The organism is Microbispora sp. CL1-1, from assembly GCF_012034195.1.
Taxonomy (GTDB): domain Bacteria; phylum Actinomycetota; class Actinomycetes; order Streptosporangiales; family Streptosporangiaceae; genus Microbispora.
Map to the genome: position 1 here is coordinate 79,387 of NZ_JAATEK010000028.1, position 20,339 is coordinate 99,725.

Annotated in this window: 15 protein-coding genes and 1 pseudogene; 13 read left to right on the forward strand and 3 right to left on the reverse strand. The window is 70.6% G+C overall.

Annotated elements, in window-relative coordinates; genetic code table 11:
- Nucleotides 1-15: 15 nt before the first annotated feature.
- Nucleotides 16-1,104: a redox-regulated ATPase YchF gene (ychF, locus tag HCK04_RS27795; RefSeq protein ID WP_142650347.1), complete on the forward strand. Its 1,089-nt coding sequence runs from the start codon at nucleotides 16-18 to the stop codon at nucleotides 1,102-1,104.
- Nucleotides 1,105-1,228: 124 nt separating this feature from the next.
- Here the strand turns inward: ychF and HCK04_RS27800 are convergent, their stop codons facing one another.
- On the reverse strand, nucleotides 1,229-3,598 hold the full coding sequence (locus HCK04_RS27800; RefSeq protein ID WP_142650348.1) for an RICIN domain-containing protein: 2,370 nt from the start codon (nucleotides 3,596-3,598) through the stop codon (nucleotides 1,229-1,231).
- A gap of 404 nt (nucleotides 3,599-4,002) precedes the next feature.
- Complete coding sequence (locus tag HCK04_RS27805) at nucleotides 4,003-4,473, reverse strand: GNAT family N-acetyltransferase (protein ID WP_260617427.1); 471 nt, start codon at nucleotides 4,471-4,473, stop codon at nucleotides 4,003-4,005.
- Between the two features lie 130 nt (nucleotides 4,474-4,603).
- Here HCK04_RS27805 and HCK04_RS27810 point away from each other — a divergent pair, with 130 nt between their 5' ends.
- The 12 genes from HCK04_RS27810 to HCK04_RS27865 all read left to right on the forward strand — a co-directional run bounded on the left by HCK04_RS27810 (nucleotide 4,604) and on the right by HCK04_RS27865 (nucleotide 20,144).
- A complete protein-coding gene (locus tag HCK04_RS27810) occupies nucleotides 4,604-5,050 on the forward strand; it encodes an RNA polymerase sigma factor (RefSeq protein ID WP_260617428.1) in 447 nt (148 codons plus the stop codon).
- Entirely contained in the window at nucleotides 5,043-5,966 is a 924-nt protein-coding gene (locus HCK04_RS27815) for a hypothetical protein (protein ID WP_142650350.1), read from the forward strand. Before HCK04_RS27810 ends, HCK04_RS27815 begins: the two co-directional genes overlap by 8 nt.
- Nucleotides 5,967-6,278: 312 nt before the next feature.
- Entirely contained in the window at nucleotides 6,279-6,995 is a 717-nt protein-coding gene (locus tag HCK04_RS27820; RefSeq protein WP_142650351.1) for a hypothetical protein, read from the forward strand.
- A gap of 353 nt (nucleotides 6,996-7,348) precedes the next feature.
- Nucleotides 7,349-8,359 (forward strand): conjugal transfer protein, encoded by a 1,011-nt coding sequence (locus tag HCK04_RS27825; RefSeq protein WP_142650352.1) that lies wholly within the window; start codon nucleotides 7,349-7,351, stop codon nucleotides 8,357-8,359.
- Between the two features lie 65 nt (nucleotides 8,360-8,424).
- Nucleotides 8,425-8,697 carry a hypothetical protein gene (locus tag HCK04_RS27830; protein ID WP_244312715.1) on the forward strand — a complete coding sequence of 91 codons (273 nt, stop codon included), beginning with the start codon at nucleotides 8,425-8,427 and terminating at the stop codon, nucleotides 8,695-8,697.
- 22 nt (nucleotides 8,698-8,719) lie between these two features.
- Nucleotides 8,720-11,776 (forward strand): conjugal transfer protein, encoded by a 3,057-nt coding sequence (locus HCK04_RS27835; protein WP_168066316.1) that lies wholly within the window; start codon nucleotides 8,720-8,722, stop codon nucleotides 11,774-11,776.
- A 30-nt stretch (nucleotides 11,777-11,806) separates the two neighbouring features.
- Nucleotides 11,807-14,284 (forward strand): ATP-binding protein, encoded by a 2,478-nt coding sequence (locus HCK04_RS27840; RefSeq protein ID WP_142650354.1) that lies wholly within the window; start codon nucleotides 11,807-11,809, stop codon nucleotides 14,282-14,284.
- Complete coding sequence (locus HCK04_RS44350) at nucleotides 14,281-16,812, forward strand: type IV secretion system protein (RefSeq protein WP_260617425.1); 2,532 nt, start codon at nucleotides 14,281-14,283, stop codon at nucleotides 16,810-16,812. Before HCK04_RS27840 ends, HCK04_RS44350 begins: the two co-directional genes overlap by 4 nt.
- Before the next feature lie 19 nt (nucleotides 16,813-16,831).
- The gene (locus tag HCK04_RS27850; protein WP_142650355.1) at nucleotides 16,832-17,479 is read left to right on the forward strand and encodes a hypothetical protein; all 648 of its coding nucleotides are present in this window, start codon (nucleotides 16,832-16,834) and stop codon (nucleotides 17,477-17,479) included.
- Nucleotides 17,476-18,621 carry a bifunctional lytic transglycosylase/C40 family peptidase gene (locus tag HCK04_RS27855; protein ID WP_260617426.1) on the forward strand — a complete coding sequence of 382 codons (1,146 nt, stop codon included), beginning with the start codon at nucleotides 17,476-17,478 and terminating at the stop codon, nucleotides 18,619-18,621. Before HCK04_RS27850 ends, HCK04_RS27855 begins: the two co-directional genes overlap by 4 nt.
- A complete protein-coding gene (locus HCK04_RS27860; protein WP_142650356.1) occupies nucleotides 18,618-19,019 on the forward strand; it encodes a (deoxy)nucleoside triphosphate pyrophosphohydrolase in 402 nt (133 codons plus the stop codon). The genes HCK04_RS27855 and HCK04_RS27860 overlap by 4 nt, the downstream gene beginning before the upstream one ends.
- A gap of 93 nt (nucleotides 19,020-19,112) precedes the next feature.
- The gene (locus HCK04_RS27865; protein WP_142650357.1) at nucleotides 19,113-20,144 is read left to right on the forward strand and encodes a hypothetical protein; all 1,032 of its coding nucleotides are present in this window, start codon (nucleotides 19,113-19,115) and stop codon (nucleotides 20,142-20,144) included.
- 1 nt (nucleotide 20,145) lies between these two features.
- On the opposite strand, the pseudogene HCK04_RS27870 reads toward HCK04_RS27865, so the two are convergent.
- A pseudogene (locus HCK04_RS27870) lies at nucleotides 20,146-20,339 on the reverse strand (hypothetical protein); the annotation flags it as partial.

Sequence of the window (20,339 nt, forward strand, 5' to 3'; positions counted from 1 at the left end):
CTAAACTCGTGGTACGTGAGCCTGAGCATCGGCATCGTCGGCCTGCCCAACGTCGGCAAGTCCACGCTTTTCAACGCCCTGACCAAGAGCGGGAACGCCCTCGCGGCCAACTACCCGTTCGCCACGATCGAGCCGAACGTGGGCATCGTCGGCGTGCCGGACTCCCGTCTGGACAAGCTGGCGGAGATCTACGGCTCCGCGCGCATCCTCCCGGCCAAGGTCGAGTTCGTCGACATCGCGGGCCTGGTGAAGGGCGCGTCGGAGGGCCAGGGCAGGGGCAACCAGTTCCTCGCCAACATCCGCGAGACCGACGCGATCTGCCAGGTCATCCGCGTCTTCTCCGACCCCGACGTCACCCACGTGGACGGCGAGGTGGCGCCGGAGCGCGACATCGAGACGATCAACACCGAGCTGATCCTCGCCGACCTGCAGACGATCGAGAAGGCGCTGCCCCGCCTGCAGAAGGAGGCGCGCAACAACAAGGACCGCAAGGTCCTGCTGGAGGCCGCCGAGGCCGCGGCGAAGCTGCTCGACACCGGCACGACCCTGTACGCCGGGGGCAAGGCGGCCGGGATCGACCTCGCCGACCTGCGCGAGCTCCACCTCCTCACGGCCAAGCCGTTCCTGTACGTGTTCAACCTCGACGCCGACGAGCTGACCGACACCGACCTGCGGGCCAAGCTCTCGGCGCTCGTGGCCCCGGCGGAGGCCGTGTTCCTCGACGCCAAGATCGAGTCCGAGCTGGTGGAACTGCCCGACGACGAGGCGCTGGAGCTGTTGCAGTCCGTCGGCCAGGAGGAGTCGGGCCTCGCCCAGCTCGCCCGGGTGGGCTTCGAGACGCTCGGCCTGCAGACGTACCTGACGGCCGGGCCCAAGGAGGCCAGGGCCTGGACGATCCGCAAGGGCGCGACCGCCCCCGAGGCCGCCGGGGTCATCCACACCGACTTCCAGCGCGGTTTCATCAAGGCCGAGGTCATCTCGTTCGAGGACCTGGTGGAGGCCGGCTCGATGACCGCCGCCAGGGCCGCGGGCAAGGCCCGCATCGAGGGCAAGGACTACGTGATGCGCGACGGCGACGTGGTGGAGTTCCGCTTCAACGTCTGAACCGGCTCTGCCCGCCGTGCTCGCCGCGAGTGGCCGGCCGGGTCCGCGTCGCAGGGTTGCGATGCGGGGGTTCGCGATGCGGGGGTTTGCGATGCGAACCCGGCCGGCCGGTGTCACCGTCGGCTCAGCTGCGGGACCACTTCTGGTTCCCGCCGCCGTTGCACGTCCAGATCACCAGCTGCGTGCCGTTGGCGGTGCCGCCGCCGTAGGCGTCCAGGCACTTGTTCGAGCCGACTCCGACGATCGTGCCGTCGGGGTTGAGCGTCCACTGCTGGTTGGTGCCGCCGTTGCAGTCGTAGATGTCGACCCGGGTCCCGTCCGCCGTGCCCTGTCCGTAGGCGTCCAGGCACTTGGTGCCGTAGACCATCAGCTGCTTGGACGGCGTGAGGGTCCAGGTCTGGTTGGCGCCGCTGTTGCAGTCCCAGAGCGCGACCTGGGTGCCGTTGGCCTGCGACTGGTTGGGGACGTCGACGCAGCGGCCGGAGGCCTGGCCCCTGATGGGACCGACGCCGCTGTTGCCGTTTCCGCCGCTGGTCTCGGTGACGGAGAGGTTGTCGAACATGTCGGTCTGGTATCCGACCACTCCGAGCCCGACCTGTCCGGTGAAGTAGGAGTTGTCCGTCACCGAGCCGAGCGCGGTGCCGTCGAGGGTGGCGCTGATCTGGTTGCCCGTGAAGCTGAGCGAGATCGTGTGCCAGGTGTTGGTCCCGAGCGAGCCCCGGGAGCCCGAGGTGAGGGTGCTCACCGTGCCGGACGTGGTGCTCTTGGCGATCGACCAGGCGCCGGAGTTGTTCAGCCGCAACTGGTAGGCCGCCTGGTGGCTCTGCGGGCGTGACTGCGTGTTCGCCCGCCCGAGCAGCGTGATGGTGCCGGCCTGCTGGAAGTTGACGTCCACGCTGACCTTGTAGTTGCTCCAGGACGGGTCTCCGACCAGGCCGAAGGCGTCACTGTCGTCCTGCCATTCGATCGGACGCATGGGGGTCACCTGCTGCAGGCACTGACCGGCCCGGCCGCCTGCGCAGGGCCGGACCTCGAAGGATCCCTGCATGTCGGAGAAGTACTTGGCCTCGGTGCGGGAGGCGTAGGCGTCGAAGTCGTCGGAATACGGCAGAGCCAGCGGCGCGCTCGCCGGTCCGGTCGCCGTGCCCTTGCCCTGGCCGGTGGTCGTGGTCACCGAGTAGATCCGGTTCGGCTGCATGGTGAGCGAGTAGGAGCCGTTGCTGGGGGTGATGTCCGGCTGCCTGACGAACCAGTCGGCCGGGTTGTTCGACCCCAGGTCGGTGGACCACACGTGCACGGTCCCGGTGCTCAGCCCGCCTGTCACGTTGACGTTCACGGTCTGCGTGGTCGTCGATGTGCTGGTCTCGTAGATGGTCGAGTAGTCGGTGTTGTTCGTGGACTTCAGGGAGATGTAGCTGCCGTTGCTCCGGTTCCCGCCGAGGTATCCGCTCGCGGAGCCGGTGAGGAAGCGCCAGCCCGGCTGGGTGAACTGGGCGACCTGGGCGTTCGCCCACAGACTGCGGCCCACCCGATAGGCGCCCGACCACGGCGAGTTGGCGACCGCCAGGGCGGTGGTGTTGAAGGGCAGGTTCGGGTAGAGCGCGGCCACCAGCGGCCAGTTGACGAAGCCCGTCATCTGGCCGTCGAGATATCCGCGGGTGATGCTGCGGATATAGGGGGCCGAGCCGCTGATGTAGTCCTGCGACCCGAACTCGCTGTTCCAGATCGGCTTGCCGGTGGCCACGGCGTTCGCGCTGGACGGACACGAGGTGGCGTCGCTCAGGTAGCCGCACAGGTAGTGCGCCCCGACCACGCCGACCGCGTTCTTGAACGCGGAGTCGCTCAGCATGTCGTCCGCGGTGGACAGGCCGAAGCTGTCGTCGCCGACGATCTGCACGTTGCCGTAGCCGTTGGAGTCGAGGGCCGACCGGAGGTTCTTGTACCAGGTCTTGTTGTGCCCGCGCTCGTTCCATCCGCCGATGTAGCTGATCGTCAGGCCGTGCTGCTTGGCGCAGTTGAGCCAGGAGATGTCGTAGTCGATCATGTCTTGGGACCAGAAGTTCCCGCCGCCGATCCAGCCGGGCGCGGTCCACGGCAGCGCGATCAGCTTGATGTTCGGGTTGCGCGCCACCGCCTGCTCGCCCAGCCAGAACTCGTAGCCGACGTTGCAGTTGATGTCACCGCGGGTGTGCTCGATGCTGGGTTCGGAGCCGTCGGTGGAGTTGGCGTCACCGCCGATCTCCAGTTTCAGCAACTGCACCGCCGCGCCGTACCCGGGCTTGAACAGGTAGTCCAGGATCTGGGAGCGCTGCGTCTCCGGGTAGTCGATGAGCAGCCGGGAGTTGCCGCCGCCGCCGCTGATCGCCCCCACCCCGTCGAACGTGCGACCCGTCGAGCCGCCGTTCAGCGTGATGGTCGTCGTGGCCGCCTGGGCCGCCGGCGCGGTCACCACCACCGCGCCGGCGCCGGTCACGGCCGCTGTGACCGCCGCCATGATGATGCGGATCCATTTCCTGTCGCCGACTGGTCGACGTTTGCGCATGCCGGACCTCCGGGGTGTCCGTGTGGGGGATGGGTGACGGGCGGTCCACCGACCCTGCCGGATCGCTTTCTGTTGGAAGCCGTTTGAAATTGTCAGAGCGGTTGGGGCATGTCAAGGCGTGGTCAGGCGGGAAAGATGGCGTGTTAACCTGGCTGAACAGGCATGCAGCGGAAACGCGGCTGACGGCCGTCGCCCGTGATGAACGTTTCAGGCGTCCGCGTACGTTCGGTCGCGCTCGGTTATGGCAGAGAATGTTGGAACGCGAGCCCTCGACGTTCGTGCTGCTCAGACGTGCTCAGACGCGCTCAGACGGGCTCAGACGGGCCCAGACGGGCTCAGACGGGCCCAGGCCGTGCTCAGGCGAGAGCGCGGTAGTAGTGGAACATCGGCTCGGGCGCTCCGGGCTCGATGTTGGCGAAGCCGTGCGCCTCGTAGAAGCGGCGCGTGTCGGTGTCCTCGCCGTCGACGTTGATCGCGAGGATCGCCGCGCCGCGCTCCCGTGACAGGCGGCACGCCTCCTCGAGCAGGGCGTGCCCGAACCGCTGCCCGCGCAGGCCGGGCCGTACGTACAGCTCGTCGAGGACGACGGACGGGCCGTCATGCCAGACGTCGGGCCGGAAGGTCAGAACGGCGACGCCGACGGCCGGTTCGCCGGTGAGAAGGGCGACGAGGTCATCCCCGGCGAGCAGCCGGCGGAGGCGCGCCGTGAGCACGTCGCTGCCCGGTGTCGGCGTGTCGAACTCGCGGTTGAAGGCGTCCAGCAACTCGGCGACGACAGCGGCGTCGGACGGCCTCGCCTGCCGCGCCGGGTGCTCCTGCTGCGATATGGCCACCTTCGCACCCTCCCTGCCCGGCTCGGCGGACCGCAAGAGATTTTGCGGGTGACCATTTCCGGCCCGTTCGCGTCTGGTCTGTTGTGACAGACACGAAGACGCGGGGGGCATCATCATCGAGGAGCTGTACCGCGAGCACTGGGCGCTCGTGTGCGGGTTCCTGTTGCGCCGCACCCGCGATCCCCACCTCGCCGAGGACCTCGCCCAGGAGACGTTCGTCAAGGCGACCAGGGCCCTGCTCGGCTGGCGCGGCGGAAACCCGGCGGCATGGCTGCTCGTCATCGCCCGCAACGTTCTCGTCGACCAGGTGCGGCGGCACCGCCGCGAGCTGGACCTGCCCCACCCTGACGAGCTCGGCGTGCCTCCGTTGCACGTCGAGTCGCTGGCCGTACGCGACGCCCTGGACCGCCTGCCCGAGGAGCACCGCAGGCTGCTCACCCTGGTCTACTTCGAAGGCTTCTCGCTGGTCGAGGTGGCCGCGATGACCGGCAGGAAGCACACCGCCGTCAAGACGGCCGTGTGGCGTGCCAGGGCGGCCTTCGCCGATCTCTACGGAGGCCCTCATGACTGACGACGCTCTGCTGCCGCCCATGCCCGACTTCGATCCCCGGGCGACCCGCCGGGCCGTACGGCGGGGTGTCGCCCGCACCGCGATCACAGTGCTGGCGGGGCTGCTGGTTTCGGTCCTGGCGGCGACGGTGGGCTCCGGCATGATCCAGCGGCGCGGCGACAGGGAGCAGCGCATGACCGACGTGCTGGGCACCGCCTTCAAAATCTACAACCCGAGCTACGACATCGAGGTCAGAAACTGGGGTGCCACCACGCCGCTGTCGATGTCGTTCACCGTGGCCGCGAGGCCGGTGCGGGCCGTCGGAGGTTTCGTCGAGGGGTACGGCGGCGCCGAGCACGTGGTCACCCAGGACTTCTTCGGCCATGTGGGCAGGCTGCCGCTCGGCGCGAGCGCCGGCACCACGCTCAACCTCGCCCTGATGAACGTGGGGACGGGCAACCAGCCCAAGGAGGACAGCCGCAAGGTTCTGGCCCGGCTCCCCGAGGGGCTCAACGCGCTGGCGGTGGTCGAGTTCGCCACGCCGCTCACCATCGATGAGCTGACCTCATTCACCGGCAGGTACAAGTCGTACGCCGACAAGGTGGTTTTCGAACGGCGTCCCAGGTCGATCCCCATCACCTGGGGAGGGACGACGACATGGGACCGGGCCCCGATGCCGGGGGAGGACGATGAACCACTCAAATCCGACCTGGCGAACTTCCGCCGCTGGGTCGGCATCCTCAAGGACTACGACGACGACAACCTGCGCGACTTCGATCTCAGCCTGGCGCGGCTGCGCAAGGCCGTGAACGACGGCCTGGCCTACGCCTACGTGGACTCGTTGGTGACCATCGGAGAGCTGCGGAAGATCATCGAGGATCCGCTGGTACGGACGGTTCGCGTGGCGGACGTCGCCTACGATCTCGAACGGCCTTGAGATGGCCCGGTCGGGCAAAAGCGGTGGTCATGGTGGTGAGCGGCATCACCCGCCACACCTCTCCCTCTGGTCAGATCCTCCATGGCCAGCGGAAACGCTTGGGCCAACTGCCCTAGACGCATTCGTGAGCTTCGTTGAAGCATCGAGATGAGGCCGTTTGGCGCGTAGTCGCCGTTTGAATCCCTTTTCGCCACAAATCTCTTCGCCGCCGCAATCCGGCACAGCGGAAGGGGATGCCGGCCGATTCCGGGCACCGGGAAAAGCCCAGGTGGCCTGACCTGGCGAGGCCCGATCGGACCCAAGGAGGGGACCATGCATCGGAAATCCAGACAGCCGGCTCTCGCGGTGATTTTCGCCTCGACGCTCACGGCCGCCGGAGTCGCGCTGCTCGGCGGCACCGCCTCCGCCGCGACGGGTGCCCCGGAGTCGGCGTGGGCGCCGCAGGCGAGCGAGCCCGGCGGATCGGTGCGGGCGACGTCGTACACCACCACCCTCGGCGAGCCGATGATGATGGCCGAGGCCATGCCCGAGACGATGCAGCTCGGCATGCCGATGATGACGGTCGCGGAGCTCCCGGCGCAGTGGTCCACCGGCTGGTACGGCGGTGCGAGCCTGCGGAGCCAGGCGCTCCCGGGCATGACCGCGGCGTCGATAGAGGAGATGGCGGAGCAGGCCCGCCAGAGCATCAGGGACGAGGCGAGCAGCGCCAAGCAGCAGATCATGCAGGAGGCGGCGAGCGCACAGCAGCGCATCGAGGAGATGTCCCAGCGCGCGCAGCAGCAGCTGTCGGACCAGGCCCAGTCGCTGGCCGAATCCCAGGCCCAATCTCCGGAGCAGTCGTCCGCGAGCGAGTCGCAGACCTCCTCGCTGCCGGAGAGCGCCCCGGAGAGCGTCCCGGAGAGCGTCCCGGAGAGCGTGACGGGCAGCGCCATGGGCAGTGCGCCGGAGAACGTCCCGCCGGCCGCCATCCCACCGGCGTCGACCGAGTCGCAGTCGTCCTCCGCGTCCTCCTCCGAGGCGTGCCAGTGACGGTGCGGGCGTAGCTCAGAGGCACGACGGCCCTGCTCCGGCGGGGCCGTCGTGGCGCGTACGGACGGTTTCGTTATGCCTGCGAGCTGCGAAGACAGCAATAGGTGGCGGTTAGGTAATCGATGCCCCCGCTGGCCAGGCGTAACGTGCTTTTTCGCGGAGTGGATAGGTGTGGGGCGTCTCTCTGGGGATGTGGACCCGGTTTGCTCGGTCGCGGCGATGCTTGCACCATGGGCGTGGCTTACCTGGAAGAATTGGCGAGGCCGCTAGGGTGAATACTTCAATGCGGTTAACCGGATCGAGAGCAAGAGGAAACCGCGCCAGCCGGAGGGATCGGCGCGAGCGGAGGCGTGATGGCTCGCAGGTCAGACGTCCAGCAGGATCCGCGGATCGCTGGCGACCCTGACCCGTACCCACTGGAAGGTTTCGAGGCGGCGAGCGCGGCGCACGGCACGGTCCCCCGCCGCAGAGGCTGGAGCGGTGGTGGAGGCCGCTGGCTCGTCTGGACCGGGCGGGTCATCCTCTGGGCGCTGATCATCGTCATCGTGGTCAACGGCATCCGCGCCCCGCTTGATCGGCTGACGCAGGACGACCCGGCCGGCGTGGCCCCCACCGGCTCGGCCACCTCCGGATTCCCGGTGACGCAGGCGGCGGCCTTCGCCAACCAGTTCGCGGCGGTCTACCTCAACTACGACGCGGCCAATCCCCAGCAGCGCGCGGAGCGGCTGAGGACCTTCCTGCCGGAGGGCGCCGACGAGCAGTTCGGCTGGAACGGCTACGGACGCATGTCCGCGGGGGCCTTCCAGTTCACCGGCATCGACGTGATCGACGACCACAACGCCCGAGTGACCGTGACCTACCAGTCGGGGGGCACCCGCGGGCTGCTGTCCGTGCCGGTCTACTACGACAACGGCAGGTTCGTGGTTTCGGCCCAGCCGGCCCTGCTTCCCGCGCCCGGCCCGGCAGGGCTGCCGCAGCTCCCGGACCCCGACCGCGACTCCGCCACCGAGGCCGAACTGCGTCCCCAGCTCGAAGGCTTCTTCAAGGCGTACGCCGCGGGCAACCAGGTCGACCTCCAGCGCTACGTCGCGAGCGGGGTGACCGTGAACGGGTTCAACGGCGAGTTCAGCCTCGCCGAGCTGAAGGACGTGGTGGTCCCGCCGGGCAGTTCCGACAGCAGGAAGGTCACGGCCGTGGTCGTGTGGGCGGTCGCGTCAGGACAGTCGGCGGGGGTGGCGAGCCCGTCGCAGGACCCGGCGGCACAGCCGGCCGGTCTCGAACAGGCCTATCAGCTGACCATGGAAAAGCAGGGCGGCAAGTGGTTCGTCAGGGACATCCAGGGTGCGAACCGGTCCGTGGGGTAGCGCATGCCCGGCAAAGACATCGCTGATCCATCCCCCCGGGAGGGCGAGAGTTGATACTGAAGACCATCGCGGACCACTTCCTTGATCTCGCCGCGCCCTCACCGGCGCCGACGGCGGGCATCAACACCGAAGGGCTCGCCGACTTCCTCCGGAGGTTCTTCGCTCCGCTCTTCCTCGCGGTCGTCTCCGTCGTGGCGATCTTCTTCCTCTTCACCCGCGAGATCACCAGGTTCGTCCAGTTCATCATCCTGGCGATCGCGATCGGCGTGATCTTTTACGTTCCCAACATCATCGAGGTGACGGCGAAGGCGATCGCGGGCGCACTTGGCATCAAGTGATCGGGCGGAGAGGAGGTTCGGGGTGGATCTGCCCACGTATACCAATATCTGGCGTATTGAGAAGCGGCTGTACAAGCTGTACGACCTACGGCTGCCGATGCCGCTTCCGGTCGTCTGGATCGGTGTGTTCGTGGGTGTCTCCGTGCCGTGGTGGGTCTTCCTCTACCTGATCGGACTGCCGTTCGAGGCTCCCTGGCACGTCATCTACCTCGTTCCGCCGGGTGTGCTCACCTGGTTGTCCACCCGCCCTGTCATCGAGAGCAAGCGCCTCACCGAGCTGCTCCAGTCGCAGCTCCGCTACATGAGCGAGCCCCGCACGTGGTGCCGTATGGCCCCGTTCGACGAGCCGGATGAGGTCACGCTGACGGCGCGTGTCTGGCGGACCACGCCGCCGGTCGCGGCGCCGCAGGCCAGGGCGGAACGCAAGGCGCGCCGCGCGGTCTCGGTCAAGGTGCCCGTTCCGAAGGTCTCCAGGAGCGGCGCGCGGCCGGCCTCGCGGGCCGCCGCGCGAGCAGGCGCGCATCAGGTGGATCCGTCACGTGTCGTACGCCCGGCCGTGGCGGCCGCCGCTGCCGCCGCCGCCCCGGTCGCCGACGCGCCTCCCGCACCTCTGTCCCGAAGCGGTGCCGCCTCCCGGGCGGGCGCCACCGGCGAGCGCGTCGTCTACCTCACGCAGCCGCCCGCGCCGCCCGCGCCGCCCGCGCCGTCTGCGTCACCTGCGCCGCCCCTGCCGGCCGCGTCGTCTGTGTCGTCAGTGCCCCCGCCGTCGCCGTCGCCGACGGAGTTGGAGCGGGAACGCGAGCCCCAGGAGCTTCACGAGAGCCGCGAAGAGAGCCACGAGCCGGGCCCTGTGCATGCCGCCGTGCAGGACCCCATGCAGGACTCTACGCAGGGCACTGTGCAGGGCACTGTGCAGGGCACTGTGCAGGGCACTGTGCTGGACGCTGTGCAGGGCACTGTGCTGGACGCTGTGCAGGGCACTGTGCTGGACGCTGTGCAGGGCACTGTGCTGGACGCTGTGCAGGGCACTGTGCTGGACGCTGTGCAGGACTCTGCGCATGGCGCCGTGCAGGACTCTGGGCAGGGCGCTGCGCCGGCACCTGTGGAGCACGCGCCCCTGGCCGCCGCTGAGTCCGCCGCGCCCGCCGAGGCGTCGGAGGCACCCGCTGCTCCGCACGCCGTCCCTCCCATCGGCACCGAGACGCTGCGCCGCCTCCGCAGGCTCGCCGCCTCGGCCGAGCCCCGTCCCCAGCCCGGTCCCGAGCCCGGTCCCCAGCCCCGCCTCGAACAGGCTCCCGAACCCCGGCCCGAGCAGACTCCCGAGCCTCACGCCGTACGGTCGTCCGGTGCGGCGTCCTTCACTGAGCCGCAGCCGGAGCTGGAGCTGGAGCCCGGGCCGTTGCCGGAACCCGAGCCGGAGTCGGCTGCGGTGGAGCGCGCGCACGCCGCTGACGCCGCGGACGCGCCCCGGAGGCCCGCCGAGGACGCGGGCCGGGCACCCACGGCCCGGGAAACGACGGCGCGGGAAACGACGGCGCGGGAAACGACGGCGCGGGAAACGACGGCACAGCACGACGCCGAGGCACTCGCGCAGCATCGGAGGGGCCGTCCGCCGCGGCTCGTGCGGCCCCGGGTGCCGGTCGGCACGGAGAGCGGCACGGAGAGCGACGCAGCGGGCGAGCCGGCGGGCGAGGTGCCCGTGGTTCACGCGGCCACAGAAGCGGCATCCCCGGCACCCCCCGCGTCCATGGCGCCCATTGAGACCCTGGAGCCGGCGGGCGAGGCGCCCGTGGTTCACGCGGCCACGGAGGCGGCGCCCCCAGCCCCCCCGCAGCCGCTAGCGCCTCAGGCACCCCCAGCGCTCCCGGAGCCCCTGGAGCCGGCGGCCGACGTCTCCACTGCTTCCCGACCTGCTTCCCAACCTGAGACGCGGGACACGCCCGCCCGGGAGGCGGCGCACCACACGGGGGCCAGGCCGTACGAGAGCGCTGCGGGCACTGTGGGCACCCCTCGTTCAGCGGGCGCTGCGGGTTCGGCGGGCACGGCGGGAGTGTCGATCCGCGCCGTGCCTGTGGGGCCGCGCGCCGCGGGCCCGGCCGGTCCCGCCCGGCCGTCGCTGCCCACCCCGGGGACGCCCACCCCCGGCAGGCCGGCGCACGAGGAGCCGCCGCGCCTGCGCCGCGTCGAGGCCGTCGTCGGACGTGACACCTCCGGAGGCTGGCGCCGCCTGGCGCAGGTCGTCGTGGGCGGCAGCCGTACGGACGGCATGGAGGTCGACGAGGCCAGGACCCGCATCCCGCTCACCACGAGCAGGCGGATCATGGTGCTCGGCTGCACCGGCGGCGCCGGGCAGACGACCACGGCGTTAATGCTGGGCCACACACTGGCCCGCTATCGCGATGACCGTGTGCTCGCGCTCGACGCGAACACCGGAGAAGACACGCTCACGACGAGGATCGCCGCCGAGTCCCCCGAAACGCTGAGCTCGCTCATCGAGAGCTCGGAAGAGGTGAACGGCTACCTCGGCATGCGGGCGTACACGACGCGCTGTGAATCGGGGCTTGAGGTCGTCGGGGCGGACACCGACGACCGGGTGACGCAGCGCCTGGCCGAACGCGCGTTCCTGGCCGACTGGCGCAGGACGCTCGCCGCGCTCGACCGGCACTACCGGCTTACCGTGATCGACCCCGCGGCCGCGCTGGCGGCCCGGCTCCTGCCGTACGCCGACCAGCTCGTGCTGGTCGCCCCCGCGAGCGAGGACGCCTCCGAGGCGGTGGCGATGACCTACGAGTGGCTCGACGGGCACGGCTGCTCCGACCTGCGGCGACGCGCCGTAATGGTGATCAACGGCGTGAGCCGCCGCAGCCTCCCCGACGTGGAGCAGGCCGAGGCGGTGGCCAGCGGCCGCTGCCGGGCGATCGTCCGGGTGCCCTGGGAGGACGAGCTGGCTCCTGGGCGGCCGGGACCGGTCGACGTCAATCACCTCCGAATGGGCGGCCGCAGGGCGTACGTTGCGCTTGCGGGTGTGATCGTGAGCGGCCTGGCGGCTGTCCAGGCCAAGCAGGAGGTGGCCAGATGAGGGGCGAGCGAGGAAGCTGGTGAGAGGTCGATGAGCAGGGCGCGCAGTCGCCTCGCGGTGCGTTACTTCGACGACCGGGTTCTTCTCACCGACTCGGCGGCCTGGGCCTACTTCCGGCTGCCGACGGTGAGCTACGAGTTCCTCACCCCCGAGGAGCGCGAGGCGCTGGCCACCAACATCACGATCGCGCTGGCCGCGATCAGGATGTCCGACGCCGAGGTGCACCTGCGCATCGCGCACCGGGCCTACCCGGCGGCGGAGTGGGCGATGGCGCTCAACTCGACCTCCGACGAGGGCCCGGGCTGGCGGGAGTACCTGGAGGAGATGTACCGCCACGTCTGGGCCAAGGACTTCTGGAGCAAGGAGGTCTATCTCGGCGTACGGCTCGGGCCGCGTGGCGCGCAGCTCGGCACCGGCGTGCTGGCCCAGCTCTTCGGCTTCTACCAGCGCAGCGAGAAGGCGCTCGGCATCGAGGACGATCACGTGCCGGACAAGGAGATCACCCGGTGGACCGAGGCCGCCGAGCGGCTCGGCCGGGCCCTGGCCTCCAGCGCGCTCTACGCCCGCCACGCCACCTCCACGGAAATCGCCTGGCTGTTCCAGCACGCGGCGGCGGGCGGCCTCGGTGAGCCGTCTCCCTCGGCCACGCCGCGCCGTAGGTGGGGCAAGGGCGAGATCGAGTCGCTGGTCGAGGGGCAGATCCACAACGGCAGGTCGCTGCTGCGGATCGAGCAGCCGGCCGGAGACTCCTACACCGCGCACCTGTCGTTCGCCCGGTTCCCCGACCTCATGCCGTTCCCCGACGGCGAGCCGTGGCTGCACTTCGCCGACCAGTTGCCGTTCCCCGTGGAGATCTCCAGCCGGATGCGGCTGATCCCCCCGGTCAGGGCGAGCAAGGACGTGGCGCGCAAGCTGGCCCACGCCCGCGACATGGACATCCACATCCGCGAGGCGGGCGCGGAGGCGCCGCTCGCGCTGGCCGAGCAGATCGACGCCGCCCGCATGCTGGAGCACGGCATCACCAAGGAACGCCTGCCGTTCGTGTACGGCTGGCACCGCCTGAGCGTGAGCGCGCCGACCGAGGAGATGTGCGTCCAGCGGGTCGAGGCCGTCGTGGAGCACTACCGCGACATCGGCATCGACGTCGTCAACTCCACCGGCGACCAGTTCTCGCTGTTCTGCGAGGCCCTTCCCGGCGAGCGGCTGCGGGTCAACGCGTACGCCCAGCGGCAGCCGCTGCGCACGATCGCGGGCGGCATGGCCACGGCGACCGTCGAGCTCGGCGACCGGGTGGACGAGTCGAACGCCGGCTGGATCGGGCCGTACGTGGGGGAGACGCTGGGGCGGGCGCGCAGCATCGTGCACTTCGATCCGCTCGTCGCGGCGGCGCGCAACCGCCCGACCGCCATCGCGATCACCGGTGAGCCGGGCGGTGGCAAGACCACGCTCGCGCTGCTGCTGATCTACCAGATGGCGCTGCGCGGCGTCACGATCGCGGTCATCGACCCCAAGGGCGACGCCGAGTCGCTCGTACGGCTGCTGCGCGACCGGGGCCGCAGAGCCAGGGTCATCCCGCTGGGATCGGCCTCGCCGGGCCTGCTCGACCCGTTCTCGTTCGGCGACGACATCGCGACGAAGAAGACGATGGCGACCGAGACCCTGCGGCTGCTGCTGCCGAGGATGTCGGAGGAGCGCGAGTCCGCCATGATCCAGGCGGTCGCCGCGGTCTCCAACGAGCCCGACCCCTCGCTGGGCAAGGTCGTGGATCACCTGGAGCAGTCGACCGACCCGGCGTCGAAGAACCTCGGCGCCGTGCTGCGGTCGATGTCGGAGATGCACCTCGCCCGGCTGTGCTTCGACGCCTCGGGCGGCGAGCAGATCGACACCGAGGGCTGGACGACCGTGTTCACGCTCGGCGGCCTCACGCTGCCCGACGTGATGACGGCCAGGGACGACTACTCCTACGAGCAGCGGCTGTCGGTCGCGCTGCTCTATCTGGTGTCGCAGTTCGCGCGCCGCCTGATGAACGGGCTCGACCGGCGCACGCCGAAGGCGATCTTCCTCGACGAGGCGTGGGCGATCACGTCCACCCCCGAGGGCGCCAAGCTCGTGCCGGAGGTCTCCCGGATGGGCCGCTCGCGCAACACGGCGCTCGTCCTGGTCTCACAGAACGCCGGTGACCTGCTCAACGAGCAGGTGACCAACTGTCTGTCGTCGGTCTTCGCGTTCCGTTCGACGGAACGCGTGGAGGTCGAGCACGTGATGGAGCTCCTGGGCGTCGACCCGTCGGAGGAGCACAAGGCGGTGCTGCGTTCCCTGGGCAACGGGGAGTGCGTCTTCCGGGATCTGGACGGCCGGGCCGGCCGTATCGGGGTGGACCTTATCTCGGAAGAGCTGCTGCGCTGGCTTGACACCAATCCGACACACGACAAACCCAACGAGAACGTGCATGATCTTCTTGACGGGGGCTCCGGTCGGTCGGGGGTCGCGCAGGAGGTGCGATCGTGAGCGTGCGCAGGAACGGTCCCAGGGGTCGCACCCGGGAGGGCGGCAGACGTGGCAGGCGGGTCCGCCGGACCCTGGCCCTGCTTCTCGTCGCCTTCGCGGCGTTCGTGACGCTTCCCCTGGTTTTTCCCACCAGTACGGCGAGCGCGGTCGGGCCCTGTGACCTGTCGCCCAACCTCGCCCCCGAGATCGTGGGCGGCGGCGTCGACGGGCTGGTCCAGCCACCGGCGACCGACGACGCGGTGGCCGGCCAGAACGCCGGTCAGAACGCCGGTCAGAACACGGCGCAGGCGCCGAAGGAGCCGCAGACCAACTACGAGCGGTACGGCATGGCCGGCCAGTTCTGGCACACCTATGACCTCGGGTGCTCCGACGTCACGGCCGTGCTCGGCAACGCGTGGGCCAACACGGTCTTCTCGTGGGCCAAGGCCGTCGACCGGCTGACGATCAGCACCTACCAGGCGGCGGCGACCGAGGGCCCGCTGCAGCCCATCAAGGACGTCGCCGACGAGATCGTCACCAACCTGGCCAACGCGATGTACTGGCCCTACCTGCGGCCGATCGTCATCCTCGGCGCGATCTGGCTGGCGTGGTACGGCCTGATCCGCAAGCGCGCGACGACGACCACCGAGGGCGTCATCTGGATGGTCCTCGCGGTCACGGTCGCCATCTGGTTCTTCAGCCGTCCGGGTGACTTCACCAGCCTCGGCAAGACCGTCACCGACAAGACCGGCGAGATCGTGAACTCGGCGTTCTCCGGGCTGCCCGGGGCGGGCGGCGCGTCGTGCCTGCCGATGAAGGAGACCGCGCCGGGCGAGGTGCCGAGCGCCCCGACGGCGGGCGGGTACGGCCGCCAGGGCACGCCCGGTGTGGCGCAGAACGCCGACGCGCTGTGGTCGGTCCTGGTCTGCAAGCCGTGGCTGATGGGCGAGTTCGGCACGGCCGACCCCAACTCCGGTCTCGTGAAGGGTCTGGGCGCCAAGCTGCTCAACCTCCAGGCGATCGACGCCGCCGAGCAGGCCGCCGACCAGACGCCGGCCTCCGACTCGCACCAGCAGCGGTTCGAGGAGGAGATCGCCAAGCCGATGCAGAGCACCCCGGCGTACTTCCTGTTCCAGGGCAAGGACTGGACCAGCCGCCTGGGCATCGCGATCGGCGCGTTCATCGCCGCGATGGTCGCCGGTCTGCTGATCTTCCTCGTCGCGGTGTCGCTGCTCGTGCTGAAGGTCGGCTTCCTGCTGCTGCTGATGCTCGGACCGGTCTTCCTGTTGATCGGCGTGCATCCGGGCTCCGGCCGCATCATCGCCATGCGCTGGGTGGAGATGCTGGTCGGCACCCTGCTGCGTCAGGCGGTGCTGGCCCTGGTGCTGGGCGTCCTCGTGTACGGCTACGCGCTGATCATCTCGACCAGCCTGCCCTGGGGCATGCAGATCCTGTTCATGGCGCTGCTGACGATCGCGGTCTTCTTCTACAGACGGCCGTTCCAGCACCTGTTCGCCTCGATGGACGGGCACACGATCACCACCCGGATGCTCGGCGAGGCCGCGACCGCGCCGACCCTCTCGCGGGCGGCCAACGCGCTGCCGCCGGTGGCGGCGGCCCGGGCGGCCCGGTGGGGGCTGCGCAAGGCCGAGCCGGTCATGGGCGCGGTCGCGATGGCGACCGGTGCGGGCACGGCGGCGGCCGCCGCGACGGGCGTGGCGCAGGGCCGCGTGCGCGGCGAGGAGGGCGCAAGCAACGTCCCCGCCCAGGCGGGAGCGCGTGCGGGGGCGCAACCCGCGCCGCTCGACGCCGACGCGCAGGGGGCCGGCCGCCGCAAGGCCGGGGTCACCGCCTCGCGTCCGGGTACGGCCCCGCCGCTCAACCTCTCGGGCGTGCGCCCCGCCGGGGCCGTACGAGCGTCCATGCCGTCGGGCCCGGGCAAGCGCCCCGCGGCACAGGCCGTGTCGGCGGCGTCCGCGGCGTCTGCGGCGTCGGCGGGTAGCCCGCCGCAGCGGGTCACCGGCGTGTCCCCCGTGCCCGCGCCGTCTGCCGCGTCAGCCACAGCACAGCCCGCGCCGTCCCGCGGCCGTCTGAGCGGCGGGTCGAGCGGCGGATCGAGCGGCGGATCGAGCGGCGGATCGAGCGGCGGATCCGGTGGTGGCGGCTGGTTCGGCGGCAGGTCCGGTGGCGGCTGGGCCTCCCGGCCGTCGTCCACCCGGTCGTCCGGCGGCGGCTCGGGCGGGTTCTTCGGCGGCGGCTCGCGCGGCTCGTCGGGCAGGTCCTCGAACCGGTCGTCCGGTGGTTCGTCGGGTGGTTCGTCCGGTGGGATCTTCGGCGGATCGTCCCGCCGCAGCGACGGCGGCCGGTCCCGGCCCGCCCCGCGCGAGTCGGGTTCGTCCGGCGGCATCTTCGGCGGGTCGTCCAGCCGTCCCCGTTCGGCCGAGCCGCCGCCGCTCTGGCTGCCGAGCAGGGGAGAGAGCACGCGCCGCGACGGCGACGCGCCCACTCCGTTCTGGGCCAAGCCCGCCGACCGCGACTCCGGCGACTGACGGGAACCTCCGCGCCGTCATGAGAAGCCGAAACAGTGATCGGGGGAAGGGGCTCGCCTTCGCGGCGGCCGTCGTGGTGCTCGCCGCCGTCGGCGTCTACCTCACGATGAGCGGGCCGTCGGACTCCTCCTCGGGAGACGAGCAGACGAGGGAGCAGTCGGTCGTCGCCACCTCGCGGGCGACGGCCGCGGCCCGCGAGCCCAGCCCGGTGGCGACGACTCCGGGCGCCTTCGACGTGTACGCGTACCTGCCGCTGTCGAGGCAGGAGATCGGTGCCGCGGCCGACCTCGCGCGCCGCTTCACCGAGGCGTACGGCACCTTCTCGCCCGGAGATGAGCCGGCGGCGCGCGCCGACCGGCTGAAGTGGTTCGCGACCGACGAGTTCGGCGGGCAGATCACCAGGACCGTCACCGATCCCGCCGTGGTGGAGCAGAACGAGGCCGACCAGGTGACCTCCAAGGGGTCGGCGAAGGTGACGACGATCCGCGACATGACGGCCGACCAGGTGGTGTTCGTCGTCGACTCGGTCCGTCACGTCACGGACAAGAACGGCCAGAAGGACGTGCCCGAGCGCTTCGCCGTGACCGTGATCAAGGCAGGGACCGACTGGCGGGTGTACGACCTGCAACTGGCCGACGCCGGTCAGGACGGGGACAGCACGCCGTGACCGCTCCGCCGCGCATGACTCCCGCCTCGACGCGCGTCGTACGCAGGCTCGCGTCGGCGGGGCGGGACTGGCGGATGATCGCCGTGGCCCTCATCGTGATCGTCCCGGCCACGTTGTTCGGCTCGATCATCCTGATGACGCCCAGCCCGTCGATCCTCTTCGGCGGCGGCGCGGCGGAGAACTGCGCGCAGGCGGCCACGGGGGAGGGCGCCGCCGACGTCTCGCAGACCGCCCAGGGCGACATCCCGGCCGACTACCTGGAGCTCTACAAGAAGTTCGGCAAGCAGATCGGTGTGCAGTGGAACGTCCTGGCCGCCATCGGCAAGCGGGAGACGAACCACGGCCGCTCGACGCTGCCGGGGGTGCGCAGCGGCACCAACTACGCGGGGGCCGCGGGGCCGATGCAGTTCCTCATCAGCACCTGGGGCGGCCAGCCGAGGATCAAGATCGAGCCGGGGATCAACGGCTACGCCTCCGACGGCGACGGGGACGGTTACGGCGACGTCTACGACCCGGCGGACGCGATCCTCGGCGCGGCCAAGATGCTCAAGCGCAACGGCGCGCCCGACGACCTCAGAAGGGCGATCTTCGTCTACAACCGGGCCACCTGGTACGTCGACCAGGTGCTGGAGATCGCCAAGCGCTACGCGGCGACCGGGGAGATCGGCCTGCCGCCCGACGCCGACCCGGCCTGCGACTCCGGCTTCGTCGACAGCGCCCCCGACGACGTCGTCCGCAAGATCCTCGAGTACGCTCTGGCGCAGCGGGGCAAGCCGTACCGGTGGGGCGGCACGGGCCCGGACGCCTTCGACTGCTCGGGAATCATCTACATGGCCTACCGCAACGCGGGTCTGACCATTCCCCGCACGACCTTCGGCCAGTGGCCCTTCGGCGTGAAGATCGAGGCGGGCGAGGAGCAGCCCGGCGACCTCGTCTTCTTCAACGCCGGCCCCGGCACCTCTAAGGACAATCCCGGGCATGTCGGGATGGTCGTGTCGCCCGGCAAGATGATCGAGGCGCGGTGCACGCTGTGCGGGCCCATCAAGGTCACGACGTACCGTGACCGGCCCAACATCGTGGGGTTCACCCGGCCGCTGGAGAACGAGACCGTCATCGAGCAGCTCAAGAGGGCCCAGACGTGACGGGCCCGCGTCTCGTCGTCGGCGCCGCGATCGTCGAGGGCGGCCGTCTCCTGGCCGCCCAGCGGGCCGAGCCCCCGGCGCTGCGCGGGGGCTGGGAGTTCCCCGGAGGCAAGGTCGACCCGGGGGAGGACGAGCACGCGGCGCTGGTGCGCGAGTGCGCCGAGGAGCTCGGGGTCGAGGTCGCCCTCGGACGCCGGGTCGGCGGCGACTGGCCCCTGCACGGCGACTGGGTGATGCGTGTGTGGCTCGCGACCGTCGTCACGGGTGTGCCCCGCCCGCTGGAGCACCTCGCGCTGCGCTGGCTGGAGCCGCACGAGCTCTACGACGTCCCCTGGCTTCCCGCGGATCTGCCGGTCGTCGCCGCGATCGAGAAAATGCTGCCGAATCACGGCGGATAGTCGCCGAATCGTTCGCAAGATCGGGCTTTGCTCGTGCTTTTACCAATCTACAATCGGTTCTGACCTCGTAGCAGGGCCGACAGGAGGCGAGCGGTGATCGGACGCGTGTACCTGAGAGCCGCGTCCTCGGCTGCCGCGTCCGTGGCCATCGCCACGCTGGCGGTCCTGGCCGTGGGCCCGATGATCGGCGCGAACGCCGAGCCGGTGGAGCCGTGCGACCCCACCACGGACCCCCAGTGCGCCGTCGTCACGGTGACCGTCACCCAGACGCCGCCGGTCGGGTCGTCGCCGAGCGCGAGCCCCACGGCCGAGCCCGTGGTGACCAAGACCATCACCATCACGCCGACGCCGTCGCCGAGCAAGTCGCCCAAGCCGGTCACGACGACGACCGCTCCCCCCGCGTCCACGACGGAACAGAACACCGGGCAGAACACTGGGCAGTCGATCCCGACGCTGACCGACACCCCCGTCACGGATCCCCCCAGCCCGACCCCGGAGGACGACGGGGAGGTGAGCCTGGCCCCGGCGTCGACCGGGCCGACGCCGGACGCGGCGCAGCAGAGCCCCACCCCGAGCGGTGTGACGTTCGAGCAGCCCGATCCCCAGACGGTGCCGATCGAGATCCGCAACGCGACGCCCGAGTATGACAAGCCCACGCTGGCCCACCGGCTCGCCATCCCCGCCGGGGTGCTCGTGGGCATCGCGCTGATCGCCTGGCTGATCTTCGAGGGCCGGCTGCGCCGGATGGCGCACGCCGCCGCCGTACGGCGGGGCGGCCCGGCCGCGGCGCGGACGCCGGCACCCGAGGCGGCGGCAGCGGCCTACCCCGCGGCGGCCGCCCCCGGCTACGCGCCGATGGTGGGCTTCGTGCCCGTCCAGCCCTACACCGTGGGCTATGCGCAGCAGCCCTACGGCTACCCGGTGCAGTACGGCTACCCCCAGCCGTACGGATATCCGGTGGCCGACCCCGCCCAGATGCAGGCCCAGATGCAGGCCCAGATGCAGGCGCAGCAGCAGGCCCAGATGCATGCCCAGCCGGACCCCTGGGCCGAGGCCACCCGGTCGGGTAACCTTCCGCAGCAGCCTCACGGCCCTGAGGACGAGGACCCCACGACCCGCCGCTGAGTCACCCGCTGTCTTGAGCGCTTTCCGAGCCGTCGGTGTACTCGTGCGCTGTGGCCTGTTCGTCCACGGTCAGTGACAGGCCGGCGCTGTTGAGCCGGGAGAAGACGGTGGTCGCCTGGGAGGGGGATCCTCCGATCACCCGGACGACGGGAATGCGATAATCCTTGATCCGGTGACTCACGTCGTACGCCTCGT